The organism is Leisingera sp. CC-HEC093, assembly GCF_059429195.1.
Window position 1 is genome coordinate 1,813,132 of the sequence record NZ_JCAIJR010000001.1, and the last position, 22,865, is coordinate 1,835,996.

At 62.4% G+C, this 22,865-nt stretch carries 23 protein-coding genes and 3 pseudogenes; 13 read left to right on the forward strand and 13 right to left on the reverse strand.

Features of this window, described 5'->3' with window-relative positions:
* Positions 1–48: 48 nt before the first annotated feature.
* A complete protein-coding gene (locus tag AC5STB_RS08730; protein WP_495442545.1) occupies positions 49–864 on the forward strand; it encodes a cyclase family protein in 816 nt (271 codons plus the stop codon).
* 53 nt (positions 865–917) lie between these two features.
* On the opposite strand, the gene AC5STB_RS08735 is transcribed toward AC5STB_RS08730, so the two are convergent.
* Positions 918–1,325, reverse strand: a complete 408-nt coding sequence (locus AC5STB_RS08735) for a DUF2513 domain-containing protein (protein WP_495442546.1) — start codon at positions 1,323–1,325, stop codon at positions 918–920.
* A gap of 122 nt (positions 1,326–1,447) precedes the next feature.
* The gene (locus tag AC5STB_RS08740; RefSeq protein WP_495442547.1) at positions 1,448–1,870 is read right to left on the reverse strand and encodes a tellurite resistance TerB family protein; all 423 of its coding nucleotides are present in this window, start codon (positions 1,868–1,870) and stop codon (positions 1,448–1,450) included.
* A 253-nt stretch (positions 1,871–2,123) separates the two neighbouring features.
* On the opposite strand from AC5STB_RS08740, the gene AC5STB_RS08745 reads away from it, so the two are divergent.
* The 3 genes from AC5STB_RS08745 (at position 2,124) to AC5STB_RS08755 (ending at position 6,729) form a co-directional block, all read left to right on the forward strand.
* Positions 2,124–3,767 carry a lysine--tRNA ligase gene (locus AC5STB_RS08745; protein WP_495442548.1) on the forward strand — a complete coding sequence of 548 codons (1,644 nt, stop codon included), beginning with the start codon at positions 2,124–2,126 and terminating at the stop codon, positions 3,765–3,767.
* 178 nt (positions 3,768–3,945) lie between these two features.
* Positions 3,946–4,347: a DUF4864 domain-containing protein gene (locus AC5STB_RS08750; protein WP_495442549.1), complete on the forward strand. Its 402-nt coding sequence runs from the start codon at positions 3,946–3,948 to the stop codon at positions 4,345–4,347.
* A 96-nt stretch (positions 4,348–4,443) separates the two neighbouring features.
* A complete protein-coding gene (locus AC5STB_RS08755; protein WP_495442550.1) occupies positions 4,444–6,729 on the forward strand; it encodes a right-handed parallel beta-helix repeat-containing protein in 2,286 nt (761 codons plus the stop codon).
* Positions 6,730–6,746: 17 nt separating this feature from the next.
* Here AC5STB_RS08755 and AC5STB_RS08760 read toward each other — a convergent pair whose 3' ends face one another.
* Both AC5STB_RS08760 and AC5STB_RS08765 read right to left on the reverse strand, forming a co-directional pair.
* On the reverse strand, positions 6,747–7,232 hold the full coding sequence (locus AC5STB_RS08760; protein WP_495442551.1) for a HugZ family pyridoxamine 5'-phosphate oxidase: 486 nt from the start codon (positions 7,230–7,232) through the stop codon (positions 6,747–6,749).
* A gap of 27 nt (positions 7,233–7,259) precedes the next feature.
* Positions 7,260–7,919 carry a hypothetical protein gene (locus AC5STB_RS08765; protein WP_495442552.1) on the reverse strand — a complete coding sequence of 220 codons (660 nt, stop codon included), beginning with the start codon at positions 7,917–7,919 and terminating at the stop codon, positions 7,260–7,262.
* Positions 7,920–8,072: 153 nt separating this feature from the next.
* Between AC5STB_RS08765 and AC5STB_RS08770 the strand changes: the two genes are divergently transcribed.
* Complete coding sequence (locus tag AC5STB_RS08770) at positions 8,073–8,396, forward strand: antibiotic biosynthesis monooxygenase family protein (protein ID WP_495442553.1); 324 nt, start codon at positions 8,073–8,075, stop codon at positions 8,394–8,396.
* Positions 8,397–8,493: 97 nt separating this feature from the next.
* Positions 8,494–8,901, forward strand: a complete 408-nt coding sequence (locus AC5STB_RS08775; protein WP_495442554.1) for a universal stress protein — start codon at positions 8,494–8,496, stop codon at positions 8,899–8,901.
* A gap of 30 nt (positions 8,902–8,931) precedes the next feature.
* Here the strand turns inward: AC5STB_RS08775 and AC5STB_RS08780 are convergent, their stop codons facing one another.
* Positions 8,932–9,543 (reverse strand): hypothetical protein, encoded by a 612-nt coding sequence (locus tag AC5STB_RS08780; protein ID WP_495442555.1) that lies wholly within the window; start codon positions 9,541–9,543, stop codon positions 8,932–8,934.
* 157 nt (positions 9,544–9,700) lie between these two features.
* Here AC5STB_RS08780 and AC5STB_RS08785 point away from each other — a divergent pair, with 157 nt between their 5' ends.
* Entirely contained in the window at positions 9,701–9,967 is a 267-nt protein-coding gene (locus tag AC5STB_RS08785; RefSeq protein ID WP_495442556.1) for a TFIIB-type zinc ribbon-containing protein, read from the forward strand.
* A gap of 114 nt (positions 9,968–10,081) precedes the next feature.
* Here AC5STB_RS08785 and AC5STB_RS08790 read toward each other — a convergent pair whose 3' ends face one another.
* Positions 10,082–10,549 (reverse strand): aminoacyl-tRNA deacylase, encoded by a 468-nt coding sequence (locus tag AC5STB_RS08790; RefSeq protein WP_495442557.1) that lies wholly within the window; start codon positions 10,547–10,549, stop codon positions 10,082–10,084.
* Between the two features lie 377 nt (positions 10,550–10,926).
* Here AC5STB_RS08790 and AC5STB_RS08795 point away from each other — a divergent pair, with 377 nt between their 5' ends.
* Complete coding sequence (locus AC5STB_RS08795; protein ID WP_495442558.1) at positions 10,927–11,451, forward strand: REP-associated tyrosine transposase; 525 nt, start codon at positions 10,927–10,929, stop codon at positions 11,449–11,451.
* A gap of 152 nt (positions 11,452–11,603) precedes the next feature.
* Here AC5STB_RS08795 and uvrB read toward each other — a convergent pair whose 3' ends face one another.
* Both uvrB and AC5STB_RS08805 read right to left on the reverse strand, forming a co-directional pair.
* Positions 11,604–13,802 (reverse strand): excinuclease ABC subunit UvrB, encoded by a 2,199-nt coding sequence (gene uvrB, locus AC5STB_RS08800; RefSeq protein WP_495442559.1) that lies wholly within the window; start codon positions 13,800–13,802, stop codon positions 11,604–11,606.
* Positions 13,803–13,889: 87 nt separating this feature from the next.
* Positions 13,890–14,345 carry a MarR family winged helix-turn-helix transcriptional regulator gene (locus AC5STB_RS08805; protein WP_495442560.1) on the reverse strand — a complete coding sequence of 152 codons (456 nt, stop codon included), beginning with the start codon at positions 14,343–14,345 and terminating at the stop codon, positions 13,890–13,892.
* 86 nt (positions 14,346–14,431) lie between these two features.
* Here AC5STB_RS08805 and AC5STB_RS08810 point away from each other — a divergent pair, with 86 nt between their 5' ends.
* Both AC5STB_RS08810 and AC5STB_RS08815 read left to right on the forward strand, forming a co-directional pair.
* Positions 14,432–15,118: a glutathione S-transferase family protein gene (locus AC5STB_RS08810; protein WP_495442561.1), complete on the forward strand. Its 687-nt coding sequence runs from the start codon at positions 14,432–14,434 to the stop codon at positions 15,116–15,118.
* Positions 15,119–15,203: 85 nt separating this feature from the next.
* A complete protein-coding gene (locus AC5STB_RS08815) occupies positions 15,204–15,515 on the forward strand; it encodes an ETC complex I subunit (protein WP_495442562.1) in 312 nt (103 codons plus the stop codon).
* Positions 15,516–16,796: 1,281 nt separating this feature from the next.
* On the opposite strand, the gene AC5STB_RS08820 is transcribed toward AC5STB_RS08815, so the two are convergent.
* The 5 genes and pseudogenes from AC5STB_RS08820 to AC5STB_RS08840 form a co-directional block, all read right to left on the reverse strand.
* Entirely contained in the window at positions 16,797–17,681 is an 885-nt protein-coding gene (locus AC5STB_RS08820) for a DMT family transporter (RefSeq protein ID WP_495442563.1), read from the reverse strand.
* On the reverse strand, positions 17,681–18,019 hold the full coding sequence (locus AC5STB_RS08825; protein ID WP_129369423.1) for a tRNA-binding protein: 339 nt from the start codon (positions 18,017–18,019) through the stop codon (positions 17,681–17,683). The genes AC5STB_RS08820 and AC5STB_RS08825 overlap by 1 nt, the downstream gene beginning before the upstream one ends.
* Positions 18,020–18,030: 11 nt before the next feature.
* Positions 18,031–19,095, reverse strand: a complete 1,065-nt coding sequence (locus tag AC5STB_RS08830; protein ID WP_495442564.1) for a tartrate dehydrogenase — start codon at positions 19,093–19,095, stop codon at positions 18,031–18,033.
* A 12-nt stretch (positions 19,096–19,107) separates the two neighbouring features.
* Positions 19,108–19,398: pseudogene (locus AC5STB_RS08835) on the reverse strand (aldehyde dehydrogenase family protein); the annotation flags it as partial.
* A pseudogene (locus tag AC5STB_RS08840) lies at positions 19,334–19,745 on the reverse strand (transposase); the annotation flags it as partial. The pseudogenes AC5STB_RS08840 and AC5STB_RS08835, both read right to left, overlap by 65 nt.
* A gap of 56 nt (positions 19,746–19,801) precedes the next feature.
* Between AC5STB_RS08840 and AC5STB_RS08845 the strand changes: the two are divergent.
* The 3 genes and pseudogenes from AC5STB_RS08845 to AC5STB_RS08855 all read left to right on the forward strand — a co-directional run.
* Positions 19,802–19,981 (forward strand): annotated as a pseudogene (locus tag AC5STB_RS08845) (IS5/IS1182 family transposase); the annotation flags it as partial.
* Between the two features lie 508 nt (positions 19,982–20,489).
* Positions 20,490–22,538: a type VI secretion system Vgr family protein gene (locus AC5STB_RS08850; protein ID WP_495441456.1), complete on the forward strand. Its 2,049-nt coding sequence runs from the start codon at positions 20,490–20,492 to the stop codon at positions 22,536–22,538.
* 46 nt (positions 22,539–22,584) lie between these two features.
* Positions 22,585–22,842, forward strand: a complete 258-nt coding sequence (locus tag AC5STB_RS08855) for a PAAR domain-containing protein (protein ID WP_495441455.1) — start codon at positions 22,585–22,587, stop codon at positions 22,840–22,842.
* The last annotated feature ends 23 nt before the right edge of the window (positions 22,843–22,865 follow it).

Here is a 22,865-nt window from a genome sequence, read left to right on the forward strand (position 1 = left end):
CTGCCAATGCAGCCGCCAGAAAGGCGGCATCAGCCCAGGGAGAAGCCCATGTGTGACGTTTGCGTAATGAATGCCGTCAAGGACCGGATGCTGTCGCGCCGGTCGCTGATCAAGGCCAGTGCCGCCGCAGCCGCGGGCGCGGCGTTGGGTGCGGGCACCGCGGCCCCTGCCGCAGCCATGGCCCATGGCGGGGTGGTGGATATGACCCATGCCTATGACGCGGAGTTCCCGACCTATTTCGGCCAGCCGGGGGTGGAGATGACGCAGGCCTTCAATTTCAAGGACAACGGGTTCAACCTGTTCAATCTGACCGTGAACGAGCACACCGGCACCCATATCGACGCGCCGCTGCATTTCTCGGCCGACGGGCAGGCTGTGAACGAAATTCCGGTGCAGAACCTGATTTGCCCGCTGTGTGTGATCGACATCGCCGCCCGCGCGGCAGAGGATGCGGATGCCCAAGTGACACCGGATGACATTGCCGCCTGGACTGCCGAGCACGGCGATATCCCGGACGGCGCCTGTGTGGCGATGCATTCCGGCTGGGGCGGCAAGACCGGCGGCGACGGTTTCCGCAATGCCGACGGCGAGGGTGTGATGCACTTCCCCGGCTTCCACGTCGAGGCGGCCCAGATGCTCTTGGAGACCGGCGCGGTGGCGCTGGCGGTGGACACGCTGTCGCTGGACCACGGGCCGTCTGCGGATTTCGCCACCCATTACGCCTGGCTGCCGCAGAACCGTTACGGGATTGAGAATCTGGCCAATCTGGATCAGGTGCCCGCCAGCGGCGCCCGGCTGTTTGTCGGCGCGCCTGCGCACCGCGGCGGCTCCGGCGGGCCGGCCCGCATTCTGGCGGTGTCTTGAAATCACCCGGCCGGCGCGGGGCATGCGCCGGCCGGGTCCCCGGAATGTATCGCTCAGACGCCGGAGGGTTCCATCCTGCCGGCTTCGCGGCGCATCATCTCCCCGGCCAGCTCGCTGAGGATTTCCATGCTGAACCCGCCCAGCTGGCGGTGGCGCTCCTGCACCGCGGCCCAGATGTCGTCGCGGCGGATGTTGTCCAGCAGCTCATGGCCGCTCCAGGTCAGCCCGCGCACATGCCAGTTGCCGTTCGACAGCCGGCTGAACCGGGCCAGCCCGGCGCTCTCCAAAAGGCTCAGGTGATACGCCAGCTTACGCGCCTCTGCGTCGGGCAGGCAATCCTCCACCGGCAGCATCATCGCCTCGGCGGATGAGCGCGGCAGGGCGCAGAAGGTGTCCCGGCCGCTTTCTATCTCAAGCAGCAGCCTGCGGATTTCACTGATGTCTCTTTGCCACCTGACCATGACCCGGCTCCCGATACGGCACGAATTAGCGCCAAATGGGAACGGGCCAAGCTTGCCACAAGCCGGCGTTGTGCAAAGCTGCCATGCGCGGCGGGCAAGGGAAGCTGCGTCAAGCGGGTGCGTCAGACCATGTGCCGCGCCCGGGCGCCGCGTTCGATTGCGGCGGCGTGCAGCCGGTCGATGTTCAGCTCATAGCGGACCTCGGCCAGGAACTCCAATTCGGTCTCGCCCAGCACGCCGTCGGCCGCCGCCACGTCGCAGGACAGCGCATAAGCGGTTTCAAACAGCCGTTCCGGCAGGTCGCCGCGGATGATCCCGAACAGTGCCGCCAAACCGTCCTCCTGCTCAAACAGGTCGAAAACGGTGCGGGAAATGCGGGACACCCGGTCGATGTCATAATTGGCAAACACCGGCAGCATATTGACTGCCGACTGGATCTTGACCAGTTCCGCGGTGCGGATGTTCTCGTCCGAGGCAGACACCGCCACCATCAGCGCCACCAGACAGTCCTGCGGGGACATCGGGTGCGGGGTTTGCTCACTCATGGACGAATTCCTTGTTTGCGAAAATTACGATGCAATCAGGATAGGTACCTGTGCAGCCGGGTTCAACGGGACACGGTGCCGCCGCGGCGAATTTTGCAGAACGCAGGCCTGCAATTCCCTGCGCTGGCAGGGCGGCCATTGTTGACTCATGCTGCGCAGGCACAATAGAGGGAAGGGCCGGGTGCATGGGGCATCCGGGCTGATCACGCGGCACCCCGATAGCTGACAGAACTGCCGCCGATGGAGAACACAAATGTCTGATGTGCGCGAAGAAGCTCTCAAGAGCAAAGCCTGGCCGTTTGAAGAAGCCCGCCGGGTTCTCAAACGTTATGCCAAGGGCGCGCCGGAGAAAGGATATGTGCTGTTCGAAACCGGCTATGGCCCCTCTGGCCTGCCGCATATCGGCACCTTCGGCGAGGTCGCCCGCACCACCATGATCAAGAAGGCGTTCGAGACCATCTCGGACATCCCGGCCAAGCTGGTCTGCTTCTCCGACGATCTGGACGGCATGCGCAAGGTGCCCGGCAACGTGCCCAATCAGGAAGCGCTGGGGGAACACCTGCAAAAGCCGCTGACCTCGGTGCCGGACCCGTTCGGCACGCACGAAAGCTTTGGCCACCACAACAACGCCATGCTGCGCCGGTTCCTGGACACCTTCGGGTTTCAATACGAGTTCATCTCAGCGCAGGAGTTTTATCAGTCCGGCCAGTTTGACGAAGTGCTGAAACGCGCCGTCGACAAATACGACGAGGTCATGGCCGTGATGCTGAAAAGCTTGCGCGAAGAGCGCCGCCAGACCTATTCGATCTTCCTGCCGATCCACCCGGAAACCGGCCGCGTCCTGTACGTGCCGATGAAGAAGGTCTGCGCCGAGACCTACACCGTCACCTTCGACGATGAGGACGGCAAGGAATGGACCCTTCCGGTCACTGGCGGCAACGTCAAGCTGCAGTGGAAGCCGGACTTCGGCGCCCGCTGGGCGGCGCTGGAAGTCGATTTCGAGATGTACGGCAAGGACCACTCCACCAATACGCCGATCTACGACAGCATCTGCCGTATTCTGGGCCACCGCGCGCCGGAGCATTTCACCTATGAACTGTTCCTGGACGCCAACGGCCAGAAGATCTCGAAAACCTCCGGCAATGGCATCTCGATCGACGAATGGCTGACCTACGCCTCGACCGAGAGCCTGGCGTATTTCATGTACCAGAAGCCCAAGACCGCCAAGCGGATGCATTTCGACGTGATCCCCAAAGCGGTGGATGAATACCACCAGCAGCTGCGCGCCTATCATGGCCAGGACCTGAAGGCGCAGCTGAACAACCCGGTGTGGCACATCCACGGCGGCGAGGTTCCGCAGTCGGATATGGTGGTGCCGTTCTCGATGCTGTTGAACCTCGCCTCTGCCTCCAGCGCCGAGGACAAGGCGACCATGTGGGGCTTCATCAACAAATACGCGCCCAACGCCACCCCGGACACCCATCCGGGCATGGATCAGGCGGCGGGCTTTGCCGTGGCCTATTTCAATGACTTCGTGAAACCCGCCAAGGAATTCCGCCTGCCCACCGATCAGGAGCGCGCGGCGCTGCAGGATCTGGCGGATGCGCTGAAATCGGCAGATGCCGCATTGGCCGCGATTGCCAAGAAGAACGAAATCGCAGGCAACACCGACCCGCTGCCGGAGGCGGATTTCGCGGATGAGGAGTTCCTGCAGTCGGTGGTCTTTGCCATCGGCAAGATCCACGGGTTCGAGCCGCTGCGCGCCTGGTTCTCCGCGATCTACGAGGTGCTGCTGGGCGCCTCCCAAGGCCCGCGTTTCGGCGGCTTTATCGCGCTGTACGGCGTTGATGACACCATCGCGCTGATCGACAAGGCGCTGGCGGGCGAGCTGGCCTGAACCGGGACTGAGCAGCATTCAGCAAGGGCGCGGTTATCCGCGCCCTTTTTTGTTTTCTGCCCTGGCGCGCGCAGCAGTCCGGGTCCTGCGCCCGCGCAATAAAATTACCATATCGCAAAAAATTCTTTGACGCAGCGTCACTCTGGTCTAACATTAAGAAACGGACCGGGAGGGACAGATGCGCAGTGTTCTGTTTGCGGGGGTTGGTTTTTTTCTTCTGGCCATTCCGGGTTTAGCACAACGGGAGCCGGTCACTGCGGTGATCGGCTCTCAGTTTGAGGCCTTCCTGAACAATGATAGCGAGACGGCGTTCTCCTTTGCCTCGCCGAATATCCGGCGCCTGTTCGGCACCCCGGAGCGGTTTGCCGGGATGGTGCGCGAGGGCTACCCGATGGTCTGGCGCCCGGCTGAGGTGCGGTATCTGGACCTGCGCGAAGTTGCCGGAAGCCTGTGGCAGCGGGTGATGATCACCGATGAAACAGGCGCTGTGCACCTGTTGGATTACCAAATGGTTAAGATGGAAACCGGATGGAAAATCAACGCTGTACACCTGCTGGACGGGCAGGGGGAAAGCGCCTGAACCCAGGGCAGCGTACGCACCGCTGGGCGGATTTTAAGGCCGGAACTGTAAACCCTTTTCCCGAACGCGAGATGCGCAGCAGGAAAGGGTACTTCCATGAACAAGGCAATCACCGACGGTCTGCAACTGATGCCCCCCGCCTTTGCGGACGGGCTTGATGTCTGGTCCAGCGGCGACGGCACGCCGGGGTCGGACACCTACGACGGTGCCGCCAATGCGGTCTTTGTCGCGGCGGACGCGGATTTCGGCGGCTGCCTGGAGATGCAGAAGACCGAGAACACCCAGAAACTGCGTTTCATGGGCCAGACGCCCATCACGCCGGGCTGTTATCTGCAGATCAAAGTCCGCATCAAGGCCGTGAGCGGCGCGCTGCCCGGGGTCCGCGTGGCGGGCTGGGCCGGGGCCAGCGGCGGCAGCCACATCGGCGGCGTCTCCGAAACCGGCATGCAATATGCGCTCACCGAATACGGCAAGGTGCTGGAGGTGACGGGCATCGTTGGCAGCGGCGAACGCGGCGGGGTGGATATGGTTTGGGGCCGTACGGCGGCTTTTGGCCATTTCGGGCTGGACCTGACCGGTGCCAACGGCGGTGTGGTGCGGATCGATGATATTGAGATCACCGACATCACCAGCGCCTTCCACCGCAAAATGCTGAGCGTGGTGGATGTCACCGACTATGGCGCAGTGGGCAACGGCAGCACCGACTGTTCGGCGGCGTTCGAGGCCGCCGATGCCGCCGCGGACGGGCGCCGCATCCTGGTTCCCGCGGGCGAGTTCTATCTGGCCAGCACTGTGTCGCTGAACCACGAGGCAGTGTTTGAGGGCACCGTCGATATGCCGGACAGCGCCATGCTGCTCCTGACCAAGAATTTCGACTTTCCGTCTTACGCCGCCGCGTTCGGGGATGAGGGTTTGGGCTTTAGGAAAGCGTTCCAGGCGCTGATCAACAACTCGGACCATGAATCGCTCGACCTGATGGGCCGCAAGATCAGCGTAACCGGTCCCATCGACATGGCCGCGGCGGTGCCCAACAAATCCTCCTATGCCACCCGCCGGGTCATCCGCAACGGCCAGATCGAGGCCTCCAGCAGCGCCGCCTGGGACAGCGAGGCGGTGACCTCGCAGGCGACCTACAGCGCCTCAAACTCCCGCAAGCTGACCAATGTTGCCAATATCGCCAACATCGCAGTGGGCGCGCTGGTGGAGGGCGCCGGGGTCGGGCGCGAGGTCTATGTGCGCTCCAAGAACACCGGCGCGGGCGAGCTGACCCTCAGCGCACCGCTCTATGACGCCGAGGGCACCCAGACCTTCACCTTTACCGACTTCAAGTATCTGGTGGATTTCAGCGGCTTCAGCTCGCTCAGCAAGTTCTGTGTCGAGGGTATCGAGTTTCAGTGCAACGGCCGCTGCAGCGCCCTGCGCCTGGCGCCGTCGGGATCGGTGTTCTCCATCGGCAGCTGCTTTATCTCGCGGCCCAAGGACCGCGGCATCACCTCTATCGGCACCGGCTGCCAGGGCATCCTGATCGACAACTGCCAGTTCCTGTCGCACGAGGATCCGCTGAACGTATCCGACCGTGTCAGCATCGGCCTGAACGTCAACAACAACGACGCCAAGCTGCGCAGCAACCGGGCGACCCGCTTCCGCCATTTCGCAGTGCTGGGCGGCGGCAACAACACAGTGACCGGCAACCATTTCTTTCAGGGCGACAGCGTGGCGAACGGGGTGCGCACTGCCGGGCTGGTGCTGACCTCCAACAACTGCACCTCTACCGTGTCGGACAACTACATCGACAATTGCTTCATCGAATGGACCAACGAGCGGGACCCGACGCCGGATTTCACCGGCGGATTTTCCTTCAGCGCGCTGTCGGTCACTGCCAATGTGTTCCTGTCCGGCGCCGTTGCGCCCTGGTTCAGCTATATCGTGATCAAACCCTACGGCAGCGGCCACTACCTGAACGGCCTCTCGGTCACCGGCAACAAGTTCCGCTCGCTGAACGGCAGCATCGACCGGGCGGAACGGGTCGATACCAGCTTTGCCAATCTGGATTTCAGCCGCACCAAACACGTCGATTTCAGCGGCAACATGTTCCACAACATCTCCACCCAATCGGCCAACCCGCTGCGGCTGGTGCATGATCAATCCTCGGCGTCTTCCACCTGGACGGTCCCGGCCGGGGGGGAGCTGCCGTTCCAGGGCCATGCACGCTTTGTCGACAGCGTGGTGGCGCAGGGTCCGCTGCGCACCGGTGGCAACAGCACCCGTTACCTCACGCCTTACGCAGAGGTTTTGCAGGGGGCGGATAATGACCAAATCCGCCTGCGCTGGCAGGAGGCGGTCAAGGGCGAGGTGCAGGTGCTGATGCGGATGGACAGCTGATGCCTGCCACCCGGGCCTTAGCTCTGCGGCAGCAGGTCGGCAGCGGCAAGGCGGAAAGCCTTGCCGAACCCGCCGTTCAGATGCGCCGACGTGACATGGAACCGGACAAAGCTGAAATCGGCGAACTGCAGGTACAATTTGGCCTTGGGCTGATGGCGCAGATAACTTGCCGCCAGCGCCGCATGCGCCGGATCCTGGCGCGGCACAAACTCTGCCGCTGCTATCAGGCTGAGCCGCGGATGGGTCAGCGCATCGCCCTTGGCCCCCGGCTCCCCCACCATGAGCGAACAGGCAGGGTGCTGGCGCAGCGCCTGGGTGTGCTGCGCCAGATCCGAGACCAGGCTCAGCGGGGTGCCCTGCGGATCCAGCCCGAAGGCCACCCGCGTGACCAGCGGCTGGCCAGCCTCCAGCAGGACGCCAAGTGCTGCAAAGCGGGCCTCGGCCATCAGGCTGCGGGCCAGGGCGCGGGCCTCGTCATCGGTGGGGCGGACCGGTGTCGCCATGGGGGCCTCCTGCGGGCGGGGATCACATCAGAACTTTTGCCACAGGCCCAGTTTCAGGCCAAGGCCGCGGGTGCCTGCCTTGCGGTGCTCCAGCCCCAGGATCAGCTCGCGCCCGGATTTCAGGGGATAGCGCAGCGACGGTGTCAGCGTATACGAGAGCTGCCCGCCCTGCGGCTTGGCGGTTTCGATTTGCAGCATCGGGGCGATTTTGCCGGGCCGGTTCAGCCCCAGCGTGGCGTCCAGTTTCCAGACCGTCTGCAGGCCGTTGCTGCGCAGCTCATAGGCGGCGTCGATGGCCAGCCAGCCGCTGGCCCTGCCGGTGCCGAACCCGCGTCCGTAAGACAGGGTGGCGCGCTGCATCATCATCCACAGGCCGTTATCGCGATGGCCGCCAAAGGCGGTTTCTGCCGCCAGCCGGTAGCGGGTGCCCGCCCGCAGCGGCAGCCGGGCAAAGACCAGCGCATGGCCGGACAAGTCGCCGGACCGGTTCAGATCCACGCCAAGGGTCAGCTTGGGGGTGGCCCCGTAGGCGCCGTAGTAACTCAGTTCATATCCGGTGCGGGTGCCGGTTTGGCGGTATGTGGCGCTGGCTGCGGCAAACCCCTGGCCCGGCTGCTCCAGCCAGGCGCCCGCCGCCGCCGGCTGGGCCAGCATCACGGCAAGTGTGGCGGTAAAGGCAGATTTCATTCTGAAACCCCCGTGCGATTGAAGCAAGGTTTCGGGTTTATGGTTAAGGTTGTGTTAACCGCTGCGCGCGCTGCTTGGGCGTGTTCCGGAAAAAATGTCGTGCGCTTTATGCGCGAACGGGCGTAGGCTGGAACAGAGTCAACGGAGAAGCCCATGCCCAAAATAGCAAAAACCGCGGACATCCAGACCGTTATCACCACATTCGAGATGACGCCGGGCACCTGCCAGGACCTGCTGGAGGCGCTTGAGGACGCCTATGCGGAGTTCATTTCCAAGCAGCCCGGATTCATCGCTGCGGGCCTGCATGTGAATGACGCGCAGACCCGGATTGCCAATTATTCGCAATGGCGCCGCCGCGAAGATTTCATGGCGATGCTGCGCTCCTCCGAGATGCGAGAACGCAACCGCAAGATCAACGAGCTGTGCCGCAGCTTCGAGCCGGTGATGTATGACGTGGCGGAGGTGTTCGCGGGCTGAGGCGCTTGCGCGCCTGACCGTCCGCCCCGCCGGTATGATCCCGGTCAAACCGAACCGCCGCAGACCGGTATAGACTTGCAGCGAAGGGAGAACTGCCATGTATCATAATATTCTGGTGCCGATCTCATTCGATCCGGAGCGCGACGTGACCGGGCCGCTGAAGGTGGCGCGCCTGCTGTCTGCGCCCGGGGCCAAGGTGACGCTGCTGCATGTGATCGAACAGGTGCCGGCCTATGCGATCTCCTATGTGCCGGCGGATTTCATGGAAGGCACCCGTGCCGCGCTGCAGGCTGAGCTGGACGGGCTGGCCAAGACCCTGCCCGACGCAGAAGGGGTGCTGGTCGAAGGCCATTCCGGCCGCACCATTCTGGACTGGGCAGAGCAGAACGGTCCGGATCTGATCATCCTGGCCTCGCACCGGCCGTCGATGCAGGACCTGCTGTGGGGATCGACCTCAGGCCACGTGGTGCGCCACGCGGCCTGTGCCGTGCATGTGGTGCGCTGAGCCGGGCTGCCTCCCGGCCGGCGGTCCGGCCTAGGCGGGAACCGCCGCCTTCAGAACCTGCCAGGCCAGCCGGATCATCGCGCCGGGCAGCAGGGCTGAGCGCAAGAGCACCTTGTTGGAGTTCACCGCCTCGGCGATGCGGGCGTAATGCACCTGCTTGCTGGCGGGGGAGCGCAAGAGAACGGTTTCGGCCTGTTTCATCGCGCTTTCGGCCTGCCGTTTGATCTGCGGCACGGCGGCGGGTTTCACCGGGCGGTACAGGTTCAGCCCCTTGCGCTTGACCGGCTGGGCCGGGTCCAGGTTCTGCTTGACCGACCGGGTCAGCGTTTCCTCTACCAGCACCAGCGCCTCGCGGGCTTCGGCATAGGCCTGGTTTCCGTCCAGTTTTTGCGCCGCCAGCTTGTAGGTGTGGCGGAAGCAGTCGAACTTGTAGACCTGAGGCAGCTCGCCGCAGCGGTCAAACCCGCGGGTGAGGGTTGTGACCACCGCCCTGGTGGCGCGGGAGCTGAGGCCGCTGCGCTGGCCGCCGCCGCTGTCCATGCCCATGCCGTCACCGCCGCCCCCGCCGCCGCTGCCGGCCAGCACCGGGGGACAGGCGAAGATCAGGGCCAAAAGCCCGGCGAAGATGGTTTTGCTGCTCATATGCGCCTCCGTGATTTTCAGGCAGCTTACCATGGGTCAGCTTTCTGGAAACCGGCGGAGTCCTGCAAATTCGGCGTGAATGCGGCAGGGTTGCCTTGCAGCCGCACCGGCGGGTGCCCACCTCCCAGAGGGAGACACAGAACAAAGGAGAGCGGAAATGAAATGCCCGATCGACGGAACCGAACTGCGCATGACGGATCGCGCAGGCGTCGAGATCGATTACTGCCCGAACTGCCGCGGGGTGTGGCTGGACCGGGGCGAGCTGGACAAGATCATTGAACGGTCGGGACAGCCCGCGCAACCGGCGCTGCAGCCGCAGCCGCAACGATACGAGGAGCGCGGCCGGGATCATGAGCCGCGCTACGAAAAGAAGTACTACAAGAAGAAAAAGAAGAACTTCCTGGAAGATCTGTTCGACTTCTGACCGCCCATAGCTGCAGGCCGTGTTTGAAGGCCCGGATCTGAGGGCCCGAACCTGAGGGCCTGTGGCGCCGCCCCGGCCCGGCGGGGGCGGCTGGCTGCGGGCCTCACTGCCCGGTTAATGCATCGTGCAGAAAGAGCCGTGTTTGGCGTCTTTCATCAGGGTGTCGAAATCAGCGCCCTTCATCTCCACCAGCGTCTTGTGGTCGCCGGCCTCGAACCAGACTTTGTCCAGGCCGCGCAGGCTGTCGTCGATCACCGTGGGCACCATATAGGCGGCACCGACGCAAGGCGCCGCGCCCGGGTCGCAATCGTCAAAGACCTGGTCCAGCTCGATCTCCGGCGCGAGGCCAAGCCGGCGGTCGATCATTGACTGCAGCTTGTGCAGATCAACCTTCTGGTCGGACGGGATCACCGCCAGAAAGGGGCCTTCCTCCATGTGGATGAGCACCGATTTGGCCAGATGGCCGCCCGGCACATGCGCGGCTTCGGCGCATTCCGACGCGGTGGCGGTATAGGGGTGGCGGACGGTGGCAAAGGGCAAGCCCTGTGCCTCCAGATGATGTTTCAGGCGTGAGGCAATCATCAAAGGGTCCTCCTGTGCTGGCAGAGGCCCCGTGCCGCTGTTGGCTCAGGTCTTGGGCGCCGCGGGAGCATCCTGGCTCACTGATCGGGCGGCGGCTTCAGGTCTGGGCGCAGCAAGCGGCAAGCCGGGGCGCCCTGGAGTTTCTGGTGCCCTCCAGTGTGGGGCAGGAGAGGTGAGTCGGGCAAGAGGGGCGGGGGAGTGTGGGTGGCAGGGTGTAAATGAAAAGGGGTTGCGCTGCGAAACCTTGTTTGTTGACGATTGGTTAATGGATTTGCGGTGATTTTACGGGTGCGCTCTCCCGGCGTAGGGTGGGCAATTTGCCCACCGTCCGAGAGCTGGTTAACGAGGTGTTAACTTGTGCCGGGTTCAAATTGCCCATGCCAAATTACCGCCGGTTCAAACGCGAGGGCGGCTGCTATTTTTTCACCGTCAATCTGGCGCAGCGGAACAGTTCGCTGCTCGTCGGGGAGATTGCGGCCCTGAGGGCGGCGTTTGCAGAGACATTGAAGCAGGCGCCATTCCGCTGCGATGCCATAGTTGTTCTGCCCGATCACCTGCATGCGGTCTGGACATTGCCGGCAGGCGACAGCGGCTTCCCGGAGCGCTGGCGGCTGATTAAATCCAGGTTTTCACACGCGGTTGACGGCAGCTTCAGGCGGTCGGCCAGCAAACAGGCCAAACGGGAGAAAGGGATCTGGCAACGGCGGTACTGGGAGCATTTGATCCGGGATGAGGAGGACTACCGCAGGCATGTCGCCTATTGCTGGGCCAACCCGGTGAAACATGGGTTGGCTGAGCGCCCTGCGGACTGGGCGTTTTCGTCGATTCACCGCGACATCCGCGCCGGGCGGGTTGCGGCGGAATGGGCCGAGCGCAGCCCGGACGGGGCGTTTGGCGAGTAGGCTGGGCGATACCGCCCAGCCGTGGTTTTGCCGCAACCGGGTTGTGGTGGGCAAATTGCCCACCCTACAGGGGGGGCTAATTGTCCTTTGTTTGTCAGGTACCTGCAGGCAAGCTGCGTTATCTGCCGAGGCAGGCGGGCAAATTGTCCTCCTCACAGAAACTTCTTCTGCGATTTTCCCCTGTACGCCCGCGTCCCGGCCTTGCCGGCCGTTGACCGCCCCCGCGATTTGACCGCCGCTTCCGACGCTGCCTCCACCGCCGATTGCCGCGCCAGCGGGTCGTCGGAGATGGCGAGGTCCACCGCTTCCAGCCGTTTGACCTCGTCGCGAAGACGCGCGGCTTCTTCGAACTCCAGGTTCTCCGCCGCCTTGCGCATTTGGTCGCGCAGCCCGTTCAGATGCGCCTCCAGGTTGGCGCCGTGCATCGGCTTGCCGATCTGGGCGGTGACGCGGTTCATGTCGACATCGCCTTCGTAAAGGCCGGCCAGGACATCCTCGACGTTTTTCTTGACCGTCTCGGGCGTGATGCCGTGCTCAACGTTGTAGGCGATCTGCTTGTCGCGGCGGCGGTTGGTTTCGCCCAACGCGCGCTCCATCGAGCCGGTGATGCGGTCGGCATACATGATGACGCGGCCGTCGGCGTTCCGGGCGGCGCGGCCGATGGTCTGGATCAGCGAGGTCTCGGAGCGCAGGAAGCCCTCCTTGTCGGCGTCGAGAATGGCGACGAGGCCGCATTCGGGGATATCCAGCCCCTCGCGCAGGAGGTTGATGCCGATCAGCACGTCGAAGGCGCCAAGGCGCAGGTCGCGCAGGATCTCGATCCGCTCCAGCGTGTCGATGTCGGAGTGCATGTAGCGGACCTTGATGCCCTGTTCGTGCAGGTATTCGGTGAGGTCCTCGGCCATGCGTTTGGTCAGCGTGGTGACCAGGGTGCGGAAGCCGTTTGCGGTGATTTTGCGGATCTCGTCCAGGAGGTCGTCCACCTGCATACCGACGGGGCGGATTTCGACCTGCGGATCCAGAAGGCCGGTGGGGCGGATCACCTGTTCGGCAAAGACGCCGCCGGATTGCTCGATCTCCCAAGCCGAGGGGGTGGCGGAGACAAACACCGACTGCGGGCGCATGGCATCCCATTCCTCAAACTTCAGGGGGCGGTTGTCCATGCAGGACGGCAGGCGGAAGCCGTGTTCCGCGAGGGTGAACTTGCGCCGGTGGTCGCCCTTGTACATGCCGCCGATCTGCGGGACGGAGACGTGGCTTTCGTCCGCGAACACGATGGCGTTGTCGGGGATGAATTCAAAGAGGGTCGGGGGCGGCTCACCGGGCGCGCGGCCTGTCAGGTAGCGGGAGTAGTTTTCGATGCCGTTGCAGTGGCCTGTCGCCTCCAGCATTTCAATGTCGAAGTTGCAGCGCTGTTCCAGCCGCTGCGCCTCCAGCAGCTTGCCGTCGCCGGTCAGCTGGTCGAGGCGCATCTTCAGCTCTTGTTTAATGGAGATGATGGCCTGGTTAAGGGTCGGTTTCGGCGTCACGTAGTGGGAGTTCGCATAAACGCGGATCTGGTCGAAGCTGCCGGTCTTTTCGCCGGTCAGCGGGTCGAATTCGGTGATCTGCTCCAGTTCCTCGCCGAAGAAGGAGAGCTTCCAGGCGCGGTCTTCCAGGTGGGCGGGGAAGATTTCCAGCGTGTCGCCGCGGACCCGGAAGGAGCCGCGCTGGAAGGCCTGATCGTTGCGTTTGTACTGCTGGGCGACCAGATCGGCCATGATCTGGCGCTGGTCGTACATTTCGCCCGCTTTCAAGTCCTGGGTCATGGCGGAGTAGGTCTCAACCGAGCCGATGCCGTAGATGCAGCTGACAGACGCGATGATGATCACGTCGTCGCGTTCGAGCAGCGCCCGGGTGGCCGAGTGGCGCATCCGGTCGATCTGTTCGTTGATCTGGCTTTCCTTCTCGATATAGGTGTCGGAGCGCGGCACATAGGCCTCCGGCTGATAATAGTCGTAGAAAGAGACGAAGTATTCGACCGAGTTTTCCGGGAAGAAGCCCTTGAATTCACCGTACAATTGCGCCGCCAGCGTCTTGTTGGGGGCGAGGATGATTGCCGGGCGCTGGGTTTCCTCGATCACCTTGGCCATGGTGAAGGTCTTGCCGGTGCCGGTGGCGCCCAACAGCACCTGATTGCGCTCGCCCTCCAGCACGCCCTCGGACAGTTCCTTGATCGCGGTGGGCTGGTCGCCGGCCGGATCAAAGGCGGTGTGCATGACAAAGCGCTTGCCGCCCTCCAGCTTGGGCCGCTGCTGCGGCGCGCGCTGGGTCATCATCGGCATGGTTTTGTCGGAATGGGCATAGGGCATCGGGCGACTCCGTTGGCGGCTGGGGTCGATTTTGGTCTGTTTTTGTTCCGGTGCAAGGGGGGCAGGCAGGTAATCCGGGAAATGGTGTCAGATTTTGTCAGCAGGCGCGGGGCGCAGCAGCTTTCCCAGCAGCTCTGCCAGCCGCCGCGCCTCGCCGGCGCTGAGGTGGCTGGTGATAGGTGGTTCCATGGCGGCGGCATAGACCTCCCACATCTGCGCGCGGATGCTGGCACCCTCGGGTGAGAGCAGCAGGGTCTGGCCGCGGCCATCGCCGCTGCATTCGTGCCGGGTGAGGTATCCTGCCTTGGCCAGCCGGTCTGCCAGCCGCGAAACGCCGTATTGCGGCAGCAGCAGTTTTTCCTGCAGCTCATAGGGGCGCAGGCCCGCGTCGCCTGCGCATTCCAGCTCCCACAGCAAGTCGTACCAGTCGAGGCCGGGCAGGCCAGCCTGTTTCAGCGCGGCCTCCACCGCGGTGAGGATGGTCTTGTGCGCGCGCGCCAGTGGCAGCCAGACGGCAAAGGGATCATGGGCAGAATTGGTCATGGCGGGAATTTAGATGCATATGCATTGACATTCAAGCGCGCCTGCCCATTTGATATACATGCATATGCATCTAATTGGAGAGTCCCATGACCGGCCTGCATCTGATCAGCCACCACCTGTGCCCCTATGTGCAGCGGGCGGTAATTGTGCTGAGCGAGAAATCCATCCCGCACCGTCGCACCTATATCGACCTGGCGGACAAACCGGACTGGTTCCGGGCGCTGTCACCGACCGGCCGGGTGCCGGTGCTGGAGACCAGCGGGCGGGTGCTGTTTGAAAGCCAGGTGATTGCGGAATACCTGGATGAGACCACACCCGGCAGCCTGCATCCCGCGGATGCGCTGGAGCGGGCGCGGCACCGGGCCTGGATCGAGTTCGGCTCGGAGACGCTGGCCGCCATCGGCAAGCTGTACAATGCGCCGGATGAGACGGCGTTTGCTGCGGCGGCCGCAACCCTGCGCGAACGGCTGGAGCGGACCGCGCCGGAGGTGGCGGGGCCGTTCTTTGCCGGCGAACGGTTCCACATGGTGGACGGGGTCTGGGGCACCATCTTCCGCTACTTTGAAACATTAGATGCCATCGGGGACTTTGGGCTGATGCCTGCGCAGGGGAGGATGGCAGAGTGGCGGGCTGCGGTGATGGCGCGCCCGTCGGTGCAGGAGGCGCCGCCGGAGGGATACCCGGCACGGCTGATGGATTTTCTGCACGCGCGGCAATCGCATCTGGGCGGGCTGGCGCGCAAGGCCTGTGGCGGCGCTGCAAAACCTGGATAACCCTGTTCAAAATGCCACCTTGCCGCAGGCCCGCATCCAGCGCATAAAAGCGCTGGATTTGAGACTCAGGAGCGGGAGACAGCCCATGCAAGCGCGGATTTACCGGCCGGCACGCAACGCCATGACCTCTGGCATGGCCAAGACGCGGAAATGGGTGCTGGAGTTTGCGCCTGCCTCGGCCCGCGAAGTGGACCCGCTGATGGGCTGGACCTCCTCCACCGACACCCAGGCGCAGGTCAAACTGCGCTTTGAGAGCAAGGAAGCGGCGGTGGAATATGCGGAGGACCACGGCATCGACGCGGTTGTTGTCGAGCCGAAGGAGCGCAAGGCCAACATCCGCCCGGGCGGTTATGGCGACAACTTCGCCACCAGCCGCCGCAGCCCCTGGACCCACTGAGATTGTATGTAAATCTTGATCGAGTTCCCACCGTTTCGGCACGAGTTCTCACCAGGATCTACATATAGGGCGCTCGGCGGGCGCCTTTTCTATATCTGGGTTGGAGCATTGTGGCCGAGGCTGAATGCATTGCGGAAACAGAGCACAGGCTCTTTCGTTTTGCTGTGCCTGCATATTCGGGGGCCAGGTAGCTTCATGCACGGCGATGGGGGCAGCCGCTGCTTTCTGCAACAGTGAAAAGATAGAGTTTCACATCAGCCTGCTCCAAGACAGCAGTCAGTCCAAACTTGCCGTTAAGTTGACACGCTTGGCGCCGATCGCTGCATGTGCGAGCTTTTTCAAGCCTTCCAGCGCAAGCGGACCTTCAGCATGGCGCAAGCACTTGTTCTGATACCGCCAGCTGGAACAGGGTCAGCAAAGCGCAGGAAGCGCCCTTTGCAAACTCGGCCGTTTGACGCAACCGACCGAGGATTTTTGCTGCGGCGCAGCCCGCCGTTTCTGCCGTTCGCTGCGACAGCGAGCTTCTGAACCCGGTGAATTCACACAGTGCCGGACAAAGAGTGAATTCGCCGCGGCCAAATCAATGACTGCTTGCGACGCTTCGCGACCTCAGATTAAAGCGTACAGGGCTGTTTTCGACAATCAGCTACTACGCCGACAGCCAACCAAGGCGGTGATCGCAATGTCGCCTCGCCTTAAGGCCACTCTGAGGTGTCAGCAGTGATCATCGTATACGTTCTTGACGCCAGCGCATTTGGTTGCTGCCGACCCTTGGGTGACCTTCGCGCATAGAAAGGGTGCGAGTCCGTGTGGTAGCCGCAGGCAGAACAATTGAGAGGGATGCTCCAGGGTCTGAGCGGTCGAACAGCTTCGCAGATCCACGAAAGTCATCGCGTTTGTGAAGGTGCAAAAAGAAGGGGGCCTTCATTGGGCCGGTTCTACGCGACTGGAGCTTGGGACAAAGTGAAAAAGCACTGCAGCTGTTCCATTGGCGTCAATCTACGCAATTCGCCTGTGGAAACCCAATGTAAGAGCCGGAGGCGGGCGCTCGCTACTTTGAGCATTATCGGCAGCTTCGTCTCACCACACTGCAAAATTGTGAACGTTCAGCAAACCGCAGGAAAACGAAAAGGAAACTGCACCTAAACTCAGACAAGCAGGATTGCGGCCCCCACAGAGATCAGAACGAAAACACAAAAGCCCCAGCAAAGCAGCATTTTTGATCTACGTGAAACGATCTGCTTGTTCTGAGGCAAGAGCGGACGTCGTTCCATTTCCCTTTCACCTGATTTCAGCTTCAACAGCGCCCTTCGCCGAGCCTTTTGATCCGGTGTGAACCACGATCCCACCTGCAGTGATGAAGGCTATCGCAGCGAAGATTTCCCAGCCTGGCTGACCCAACCCGAGCGCGAGCATGAGTATGGTGGAGAATACCGGAGCTGAGTACCCTAGGACGCCAAGCAGAGCAGCATGACCCTGACGCATACCCAGATCCCAGAGAAAAAACGCTCCCCCGGCAGGCCCCAGACCAAGCGCTGCAATGACCCAAACATCCGAGGCGCTCAGCGCAGGCAGGTCCGCCCCTTTTGCAATCCACCAGAGACCGCAAAGCAATGAGGAGGCAAAGCAGATTGTCGTCATTGCAGAGATAGCATCTGACTGATCATGGCGGCGCAGGTTTGAGAACAACGCCCAGAGAATGGCGCCAACAAAGGCAAGGCCGTAGCCGAGTGTCTCAGATAGCTGGAGTGCAAATCCATCTTTGCCGATCAGGATTAACACCCCGGCAAAACCAAGCGCGGCTCCAAGGTAACCCGAGAACCCGCTGCGCAGTTGGAAGAACAGGTTGCCAAGGATGATCAGGCAAGCAGGCCATAGGTAATTGATCAGCGACACTGGGATGGGATCTGCGTGATGGAAAGCTTCCAGATAGGCCAAATGGTAGGCGGCCAAAAGCCCGGCAAACAAGAGGGTGCTGCGGTCCAGCAGACGCACTGGCTTGCGGCCCGTGGCGGCGCATATAGCAAGCCCCATGCCCGCCGCGATCGCAAAGCAGAACGTCAGGACCAGATAGGGCGGCAGGGAGGCTGAAAAGGCGCCAAGAACCCCCAATGTGCCCCATGAGAGAACCGCCAGCGAACCCAATCCTGTATGCCGGGCCGACATCAGAAGACTTCGCTTCCCAGAACCGCATCCTGCGAGGGCTGCAGCAGGATAGTCTCACCAGCTTCGTTCGGGACACCCATAACCAGGACTTCAGATTTGAAACCGGCAATGTTGCGTGGAGGCATATTCACCACGCAGACAACGTGCCGTCCAAGCAGTTCTTCTTCGGAGTAGTTTTTGATCTGAGCGCTGGACCAGCGTTGGCCCAGCTCACCAAAATCTACGCAGACCTTGTAGGAGGGATTGCGCGCGCGGGTGAAATCCTTGACCTCGACGATCTTGCCCAGGCGCATTTCCACCTTGGCAAAATCATCATAGACGATCTCTGCTTTTTTCATGTCTTTGTTCCTTACGACAGTGCGGCCAGAATGGCGGCTTCCGATCCTGCAGTGTCGGCAGTGCCGCCCAAATCGCGTGTCTTGGTATCAGGGCTTGCCAAAGAAGTTTCAATGGCTTGTTCGATCTCAGCTGCGGCGTTTGCTTCGCCCAGATGCTCTAGCATCATGGCAGCAGTCCAGACTGCGGCAACCGGGTTAGCGACACCTTTGCCTGCGATGTCAGGCGCCGAGCCATGGACCGGTTCAAACATTGAAGGGTATTTTCCCTCCGGGTTGATGTTGGCCGAGGGCGCGATACCGATAGAGCCAGCGACGGCCGGACCCAGGTCGGACAGGATGTCGCCAAAGAGGTTCGAGGCCACAACCACGTCGAACCAATCCGGATGCAGGACAAAGTTCGCGGTCATGATGTCAATATGGAACTGAGCCGTATCAATGCCCGGATGGCGCTCGGCCGCGGCGGCAAAACGTTCGTCCCAGAACGGCATTGTGTGAATGATGCCATTCGACTTGGTGGCCGAAGACACATGTTTGCGTTTGCGGGTTTTGGCCACGTTGAACGCATAGTCCATGATCCGGTCCGTGCCGCGGCGGGTCAGGATGCTTTCCTGAATAGCGGCCTCGTTTTCCGTGCCTTGATAGACGCGCCCGCCGATCTCGGAGTATTCCCCCTCGACGTTTTCGCGCACGATGATCATGTCGATATCATCGGAACCACGCCCGGCCAAGGGCGTGGTAATGCCCTTCAGCAGGCGCACAGGCCGGACATTGGCATATTGATCCAATTCGCGGCGCAGCGGGATCAGCAGCCCCCAAAGCGACACATGATCCGGAACACCGGGAAAGCCGACCGCACCAAGGAAGATGCTGTCAAACGCCTTCATCTGCTCGATGCCATCTTCGGGCATCATCCGGCCCGTTTCGTGATAGCGTTCGCAGGACCAGTCGAATTCGGTCCAGTCCACAGTGAAGTTGTGCTTTTGCGCCACAAGGTCAATGACGCGCTGACCGACCGGCAGAACCTCTTTGCCGATCCCGTCTCCTGGGATGGCAGCGATACGATATGTTTTTGTCATAGCCAGATTTCCTTACGCGATGCCGCCGATATGCAGGGTTTTGACTTCCAGGTATTCGTCGATACCCTGATGCGCGCCCTCACGGCCCAGGCCGCTTTCCTTGATACCGCCGAAGGGCGCGACCTCAGTGGCAAAGCCGCCGACATTGATGCCGATCATACCGGTTTCCAGTTCTTCGCTGACGCGGAACGTTCGGGTCAGATCATTGGTGTAGAAGTAGGCCGCCAGCCCGTAGGGGGTCGCGTTGGCCGCAGCAAGCGCTTCTTCCTCGGTGTCGAACTTGAAGAGCGGCGCGACAGGCCCTGCGTTCCGATACCTTGAGCTGGCTTCGAACGTGATCGATGCAAGCGCGACGGCGCACGGGGCTTAGAAGTTTCCCCGAGCAGCTTCCTTCAGGATCAATTTATCCAAAGTCAGATCAGATACAGCTCTTCTCAGTTGCTCGTTTTCCTTCTGCAGCCGCTTCAGTTCCTTCAATTGATCTACGCCCATTCCGCCATACTGCTTGCGCCAGCGGTAATAGGTCTGTTCAACAACGCCGATCTGGGTGGCCTGATCGCATCAAGACGGGGCATTCCTTGACCCATCAGAACTTCAACCTGCCGTAACTTCGAGACAATCTCTTCCGGCTTGGGTCGCTTGTTTGCCATTCTCGGTCCTCCGTTTCCTAAACATAGCGCTGGACCAGTTCAGTTGGGGAGGCTCACGCTGGACGGGCTATCACGCCCGAAGCCGGATCGAAGCGAAGATGCGCTGCCTGGAAGCCTTCGGAGAACGCATCGCCGCCAGAGACCCCGACCGTCAGCCCGCCGATATCCACATCCGCATAGCCCTCATGAACCGTTTCTCGGCCCTCGGCACCGACGAGATCCAACGCGTGTCATGACGTCAACGGGGGAAGGGGAAGTCACCTCTCACGCGCGGGTAATGCAACAACGCTCATTCACGGTTCCCTAAATTCCTGAGCAGGGGCTATGCTACTCCTTCTGGGTGTTTCGCGCACATCAAGCACACCCAAAGATGGAGAAGTATCCTGCCTTGGTGGAATACAGCACACCAAGGCAGGATACTTAGGGGTACCAATAGCCGCTTCGCCACAGGGCAGCAGTGGTTCTGCCTGCTCCAGATCAGCGCAGGATACCTTTTGTGTCTCATAGCCGAATAATTCTAGCTGCAGCTCGCACAATGGCTGAGGGAGTGACCTTGCGGCGTCAGCCGTTGCGGGCGGCACGGGCTGAATTTAGACCTCCCAAGGTCTGATCCTGACGCAGTTGCAGCATCATTACCTTCCTGCGTCAAACACTCCGGAATTCCCCCTCGCTGCTGTCCGCCGGCCGCTTGACCCTTGTGCGGAAACCCTTAGTGTCCGGCACAACTTTTAAGGGTTTTGTTTGATGAACGCATTTGTGCAGGACGCCCGGCTGGGGCGGCTTTCCACCGTGCTGGGGCCGGAGGCGCTGGCGCTGATGCGCTTTGACGGCACCGAGGCGCTGAACGGGCTGTTTGACTACTCGGTCGAGGCGCTGGCCACCCGCGACGACATTGATTTCGATGCACTGCTGGGCACCCACGCCACGGTCACGATTGCAGGCGCCGAAGGGCCTGCGCAGTTCGACGGCATCATCACCGAGGCGCGCTGGAAAGGCCCGGGCGAGAATGGCTGGCGCTACGACCTGCGCCTCCGGCCCTGGTTCTGGCTTGCGGGCAAGCGGCGCAACCAGCGGATCTTTCACCATAAAACCGTGGTGGAGATCCTGCAGGAACTGCTGGCGGACTACGGCCATCTGGGCAACCCGCATCTGGAGATTGCCCTCAGCAACGACTACCCGGAGCTGGAATACACAGTGCAGTACCGTGAAAGCGACCTGGATTTCGCGCGCCGCCTGATGGAGCGGTTCGGGATCTGCTTTCACATCCGCCACCAGGAGGCCAGCCACACGCTGGTGCTGACGGACGACGTGCTGAACCATGCGGAAATCCCGCCCCGCCCCTATTACGGCACCGCCCAGAACCAGGGCGCGCAGGGCGAGCATTTCTGGGCCTGGGGGCCGGAGCGGCGGCTGACGACGGGCGCAACCCGGCTCACCGATTACAACTTCAAGACGCCGACGGCGGCGATGGAAAGCGACCGCATCGGCGATGCGGCTTATGCCGAGGGGCAGCTGGAGGCCTATGATTATCCCGGCGGTTACCTGGACCTGGGACGCGGCAAGACGGTGGCGCAGCTGCGCTGCGAAGAGGAGCGCGGCCATGACGCGCGCCAGTTCGCCAGCGGCGACATCACCGGCTTGCGGCCGGGCGGCGTGGTGCCCTTGCAGGGCGGCGATGCGGTGCCCGGCGACGGCGCCAAACATCTCTGCCTCTGGGCGCGCTATTCTTTCGTCAGCCAAAGCTACGGCTCCAACCGCGAGGGCGTTTCGGCGGACCGTCCCTTCACCGCCGATTACCGCCTGATGCCGGTGACCGCCCCGATGGTGCCGCCGCGGGCGACGCCGGTGCCGGTGGTACAGGGCCCGCAGACCGCGGTGGTGGTCGGCGAGGGCGAGATCGACTGCGATGAGCACGGCCGCATTCTGGTGCATTTCCACTGGGACCTGGAGAAGGCCTATTCGATGCGCTGCCGGGTCAGCCAGAACTGGGCCAGCCAGGGCTGGGGCGGCATGGTGATCCCGCGCATCGGCATGGAAGTGGTGGTCGAGTTCCTGGAAGGCGACCCCGACAAACCGCTGGTCACCGGCTGCGTCTACAACGGCCGCAACAAGCCGCCTTATCCGCTGCCGCAGCATAAGACCAAATCGGTGTTCAAGACCGACACCCACCAGGGCAGCGGCTTCAACGAGCTGACCTTCGAGGACGAGCGCGATAAGGAAAAGATCTATATGCACGGCCAGAAGGACCAGGAGATTGTCATCGAGAATGACCGCTCCAAGACCATCGGCCGCGACGAGAACAACGCCATTGGCCGCGACCGCACCCAAAGCGTCGGCCAGGACGAAACCCTGTCGGTGGGCCGCGACCAGAGAGAAACCGTGGGTCAGGACGTGCTCTATAAGGTCGGCCGCAACCAGCAGGAGGAATACGGCAAGGACCATGTGCATGTGGTGGGCAATATCCACAAGCAGGACATCTATGCCGACCATCTGGTGCAGATCGGCCGCAACCGCGAGGAAACGGTGTTCGGCAAATCCATCCTCAACGTGACCGAGGCGATCACCAACAACACCCGCAGCCACACGCTGATGGCGTTTGAGAAGTTCACCATCAAGGGGCCAGGCGGCAAGATCACCATCGATGCGGGCGGGATCACGCTGGAGGCCGCCAGCATCAACCTGAAAGGCGCGGTCAGCATGGGCGGCAGCGGCGGCGCCCAGGTGCCCACGCTGCAGAACGCCGCCCGCGAGGCCCTGCCGCTGGTCGAAGAATGCGTTCAGCAAAAGGAGTGATGCGGATGGCGCGCCGGATCCCCCGCTTGCCCCAGGAGGCAGCCCGATGCAGCCGGTAGCCCGCATCGGAGACACCCACGCCTGCCCCAGATGCCGCAGCTGCAAGATCGTCAGCGGCGGCAGCGCCGCCGTCGACGGCCGCCCCGTCGCCCGCGTGGGCGACAAGACCAGCTGCGGCGCGGTGATCACCGCCGGGTCGTCCATGTCGACGGACGACGGCCGTCCCATCGCCTACGTGGGCTCCCCGACCTCCATCGGCGGCACCATCACCAGCGGGTCGCCAAACCACAAGGTCATGCCGTGAAGGGGCCCGCTCTCCGCACTGCA

Excerpts from the sequence above, each read along its gene's own strand:
- AC5STB_RS08730 (WP_495442545.1), top strand. The coding sequence starts at position 49 with ATGTGTGACGTTTGCGTAATGAATGCCGTCAAGGACCGGATGCTGTCG.
- AC5STB_RS08735 (WP_495442546.1), bottom strand. The coding sequence starts at position 1,325 with ATGGTCAGGTGGCAAAGAGACATCAGTGAAATCCGCAGGCTGCTGCTT.
- AC5STB_RS08740 (WP_495442547.1), bottom strand. The coding sequence starts at position 1,870 with ATGAGTGAGCAAACCCCGCACCCGATGTCCCCGCAGGACTGTCTGGTG.
- AC5STB_RS08745 (WP_495442548.1), top strand. The coding sequence starts at position 2,124 with ATGTCTGATGTGCGCGAAGAAGCTCTCAAGAGCAAAGCCTGGCCGTTT.
- AC5STB_RS08750 (WP_495442549.1), top strand. The coding sequence starts at position 3,946 with ATGCGCAGTGTTCTGTTTGCGGGGGTTGGTTTTTTTCTTCTGGCCATT.
- AC5STB_RS08755 (WP_495442550.1), top strand. The coding sequence starts at position 4,444 with ATGAACAAGGCAATCACCGACGGTCTGCAACTGATGCCCCCCGCCTTT.
- AC5STB_RS08760 (WP_495442551.1), bottom strand. The coding sequence starts at position 7,232 with ATGGCGACACCGGTCCGCCCCACCGATGACGAGGCCCGCGCCCTGGCC.
- AC5STB_RS08765 (WP_495442552.1), bottom strand. The coding sequence starts at position 7,919 with ATGAAATCTGCCTTTACCGCCACACTTGCCGTGATGCTGGCCCAGCCG.
- AC5STB_RS08770 (WP_495442553.1), top strand. The coding sequence starts at position 8,073 with ATGCCCAAAATAGCAAAAACCGCGGACATCCAGACCGTTATCACCACA.
- AC5STB_RS08775 (WP_495442554.1), top strand. The coding sequence starts at position 8,494 with ATGTATCATAATATTCTGGTGCCGATCTCATTCGATCCGGAGCGCGAC.
- AC5STB_RS08780 (WP_495442555.1), bottom strand. The coding sequence starts at position 9,543 with ATGAGCAGCAAAACCATCTTCGCCGGGCTTTTGGCCCTGATCTTCGCC.
- AC5STB_RS08785 (WP_495442556.1), top strand. The coding sequence starts at position 9,701 with ATGAAATGCCCGATCGACGGAACCGAACTGCGCATGACGGATCGCGCA.
- AC5STB_RS08790 (WP_495442557.1), bottom strand. The coding sequence starts at position 10,549 with ATGATTGCCTCACGCCTGAAACATCATCTGGAGGCACAGGGCTTGCCC.
- AC5STB_RS08795 (WP_495442558.1), top strand. The coding sequence starts at position 10,927 with ATGCCAAATTACCGCCGGTTCAAACGCGAGGGCGGCTGCTATTTTTTC.
- uvrB (WP_495442559.1), bottom strand. The coding sequence starts at position 13,802 with ATGCCCTATGCCCATTCCGACAAAACCATGCCGATGATGACCCAGCGC.
- AC5STB_RS08805 (WP_495442560.1), bottom strand. The coding sequence starts at position 14,345 with ATGACCAATTCTGCCCATGATCCCTTTGCCGTCTGGCTGCCACTGGCG.
- AC5STB_RS08810 (WP_495442561.1), top strand. The coding sequence starts at position 14,432 with ATGACCGGCCTGCATCTGATCAGCCACCACCTGTGCCCCTATGTGCAG.
- AC5STB_RS08815 (WP_495442562.1), top strand. The coding sequence starts at position 15,204 with ATGCAAGCGCGGATTTACCGGCCGGCACGCAACGCCATGACCTCTGGC.
- AC5STB_RS08820 (WP_495442563.1), bottom strand. The coding sequence starts at position 17,681 with ATGTCGGCCCGGCATACAGGATTGGGTTCGCTGGCGGTTCTCTCATGG.
- AC5STB_RS08825 (WP_129369423.1), bottom strand. The coding sequence starts at position 18,019 with ATGAAAAAAGCAGAGATCGTCTATGATGATTTTGCCAAGGTGGAAATG.
- AC5STB_RS08830 (WP_495442564.1), bottom strand. The coding sequence starts at position 19,095 with ATGACAAAAACATATCGTATCGCTGCCATCCCAGGAGACGGGATCGGC.
- AC5STB_RS08850 (WP_495441456.1), top strand. The coding sequence starts at position 20,490 with ATGAACGCATTTGTGCAGGACGCCCGGCTGGGGCGGCTTTCCACCGTG.
- AC5STB_RS08855 (WP_495441455.1), top strand. The coding sequence starts at position 22,585 with ATGCAGCCGGTAGCCCGCATCGGAGACACCCACGCCTGCCCCAGATGC.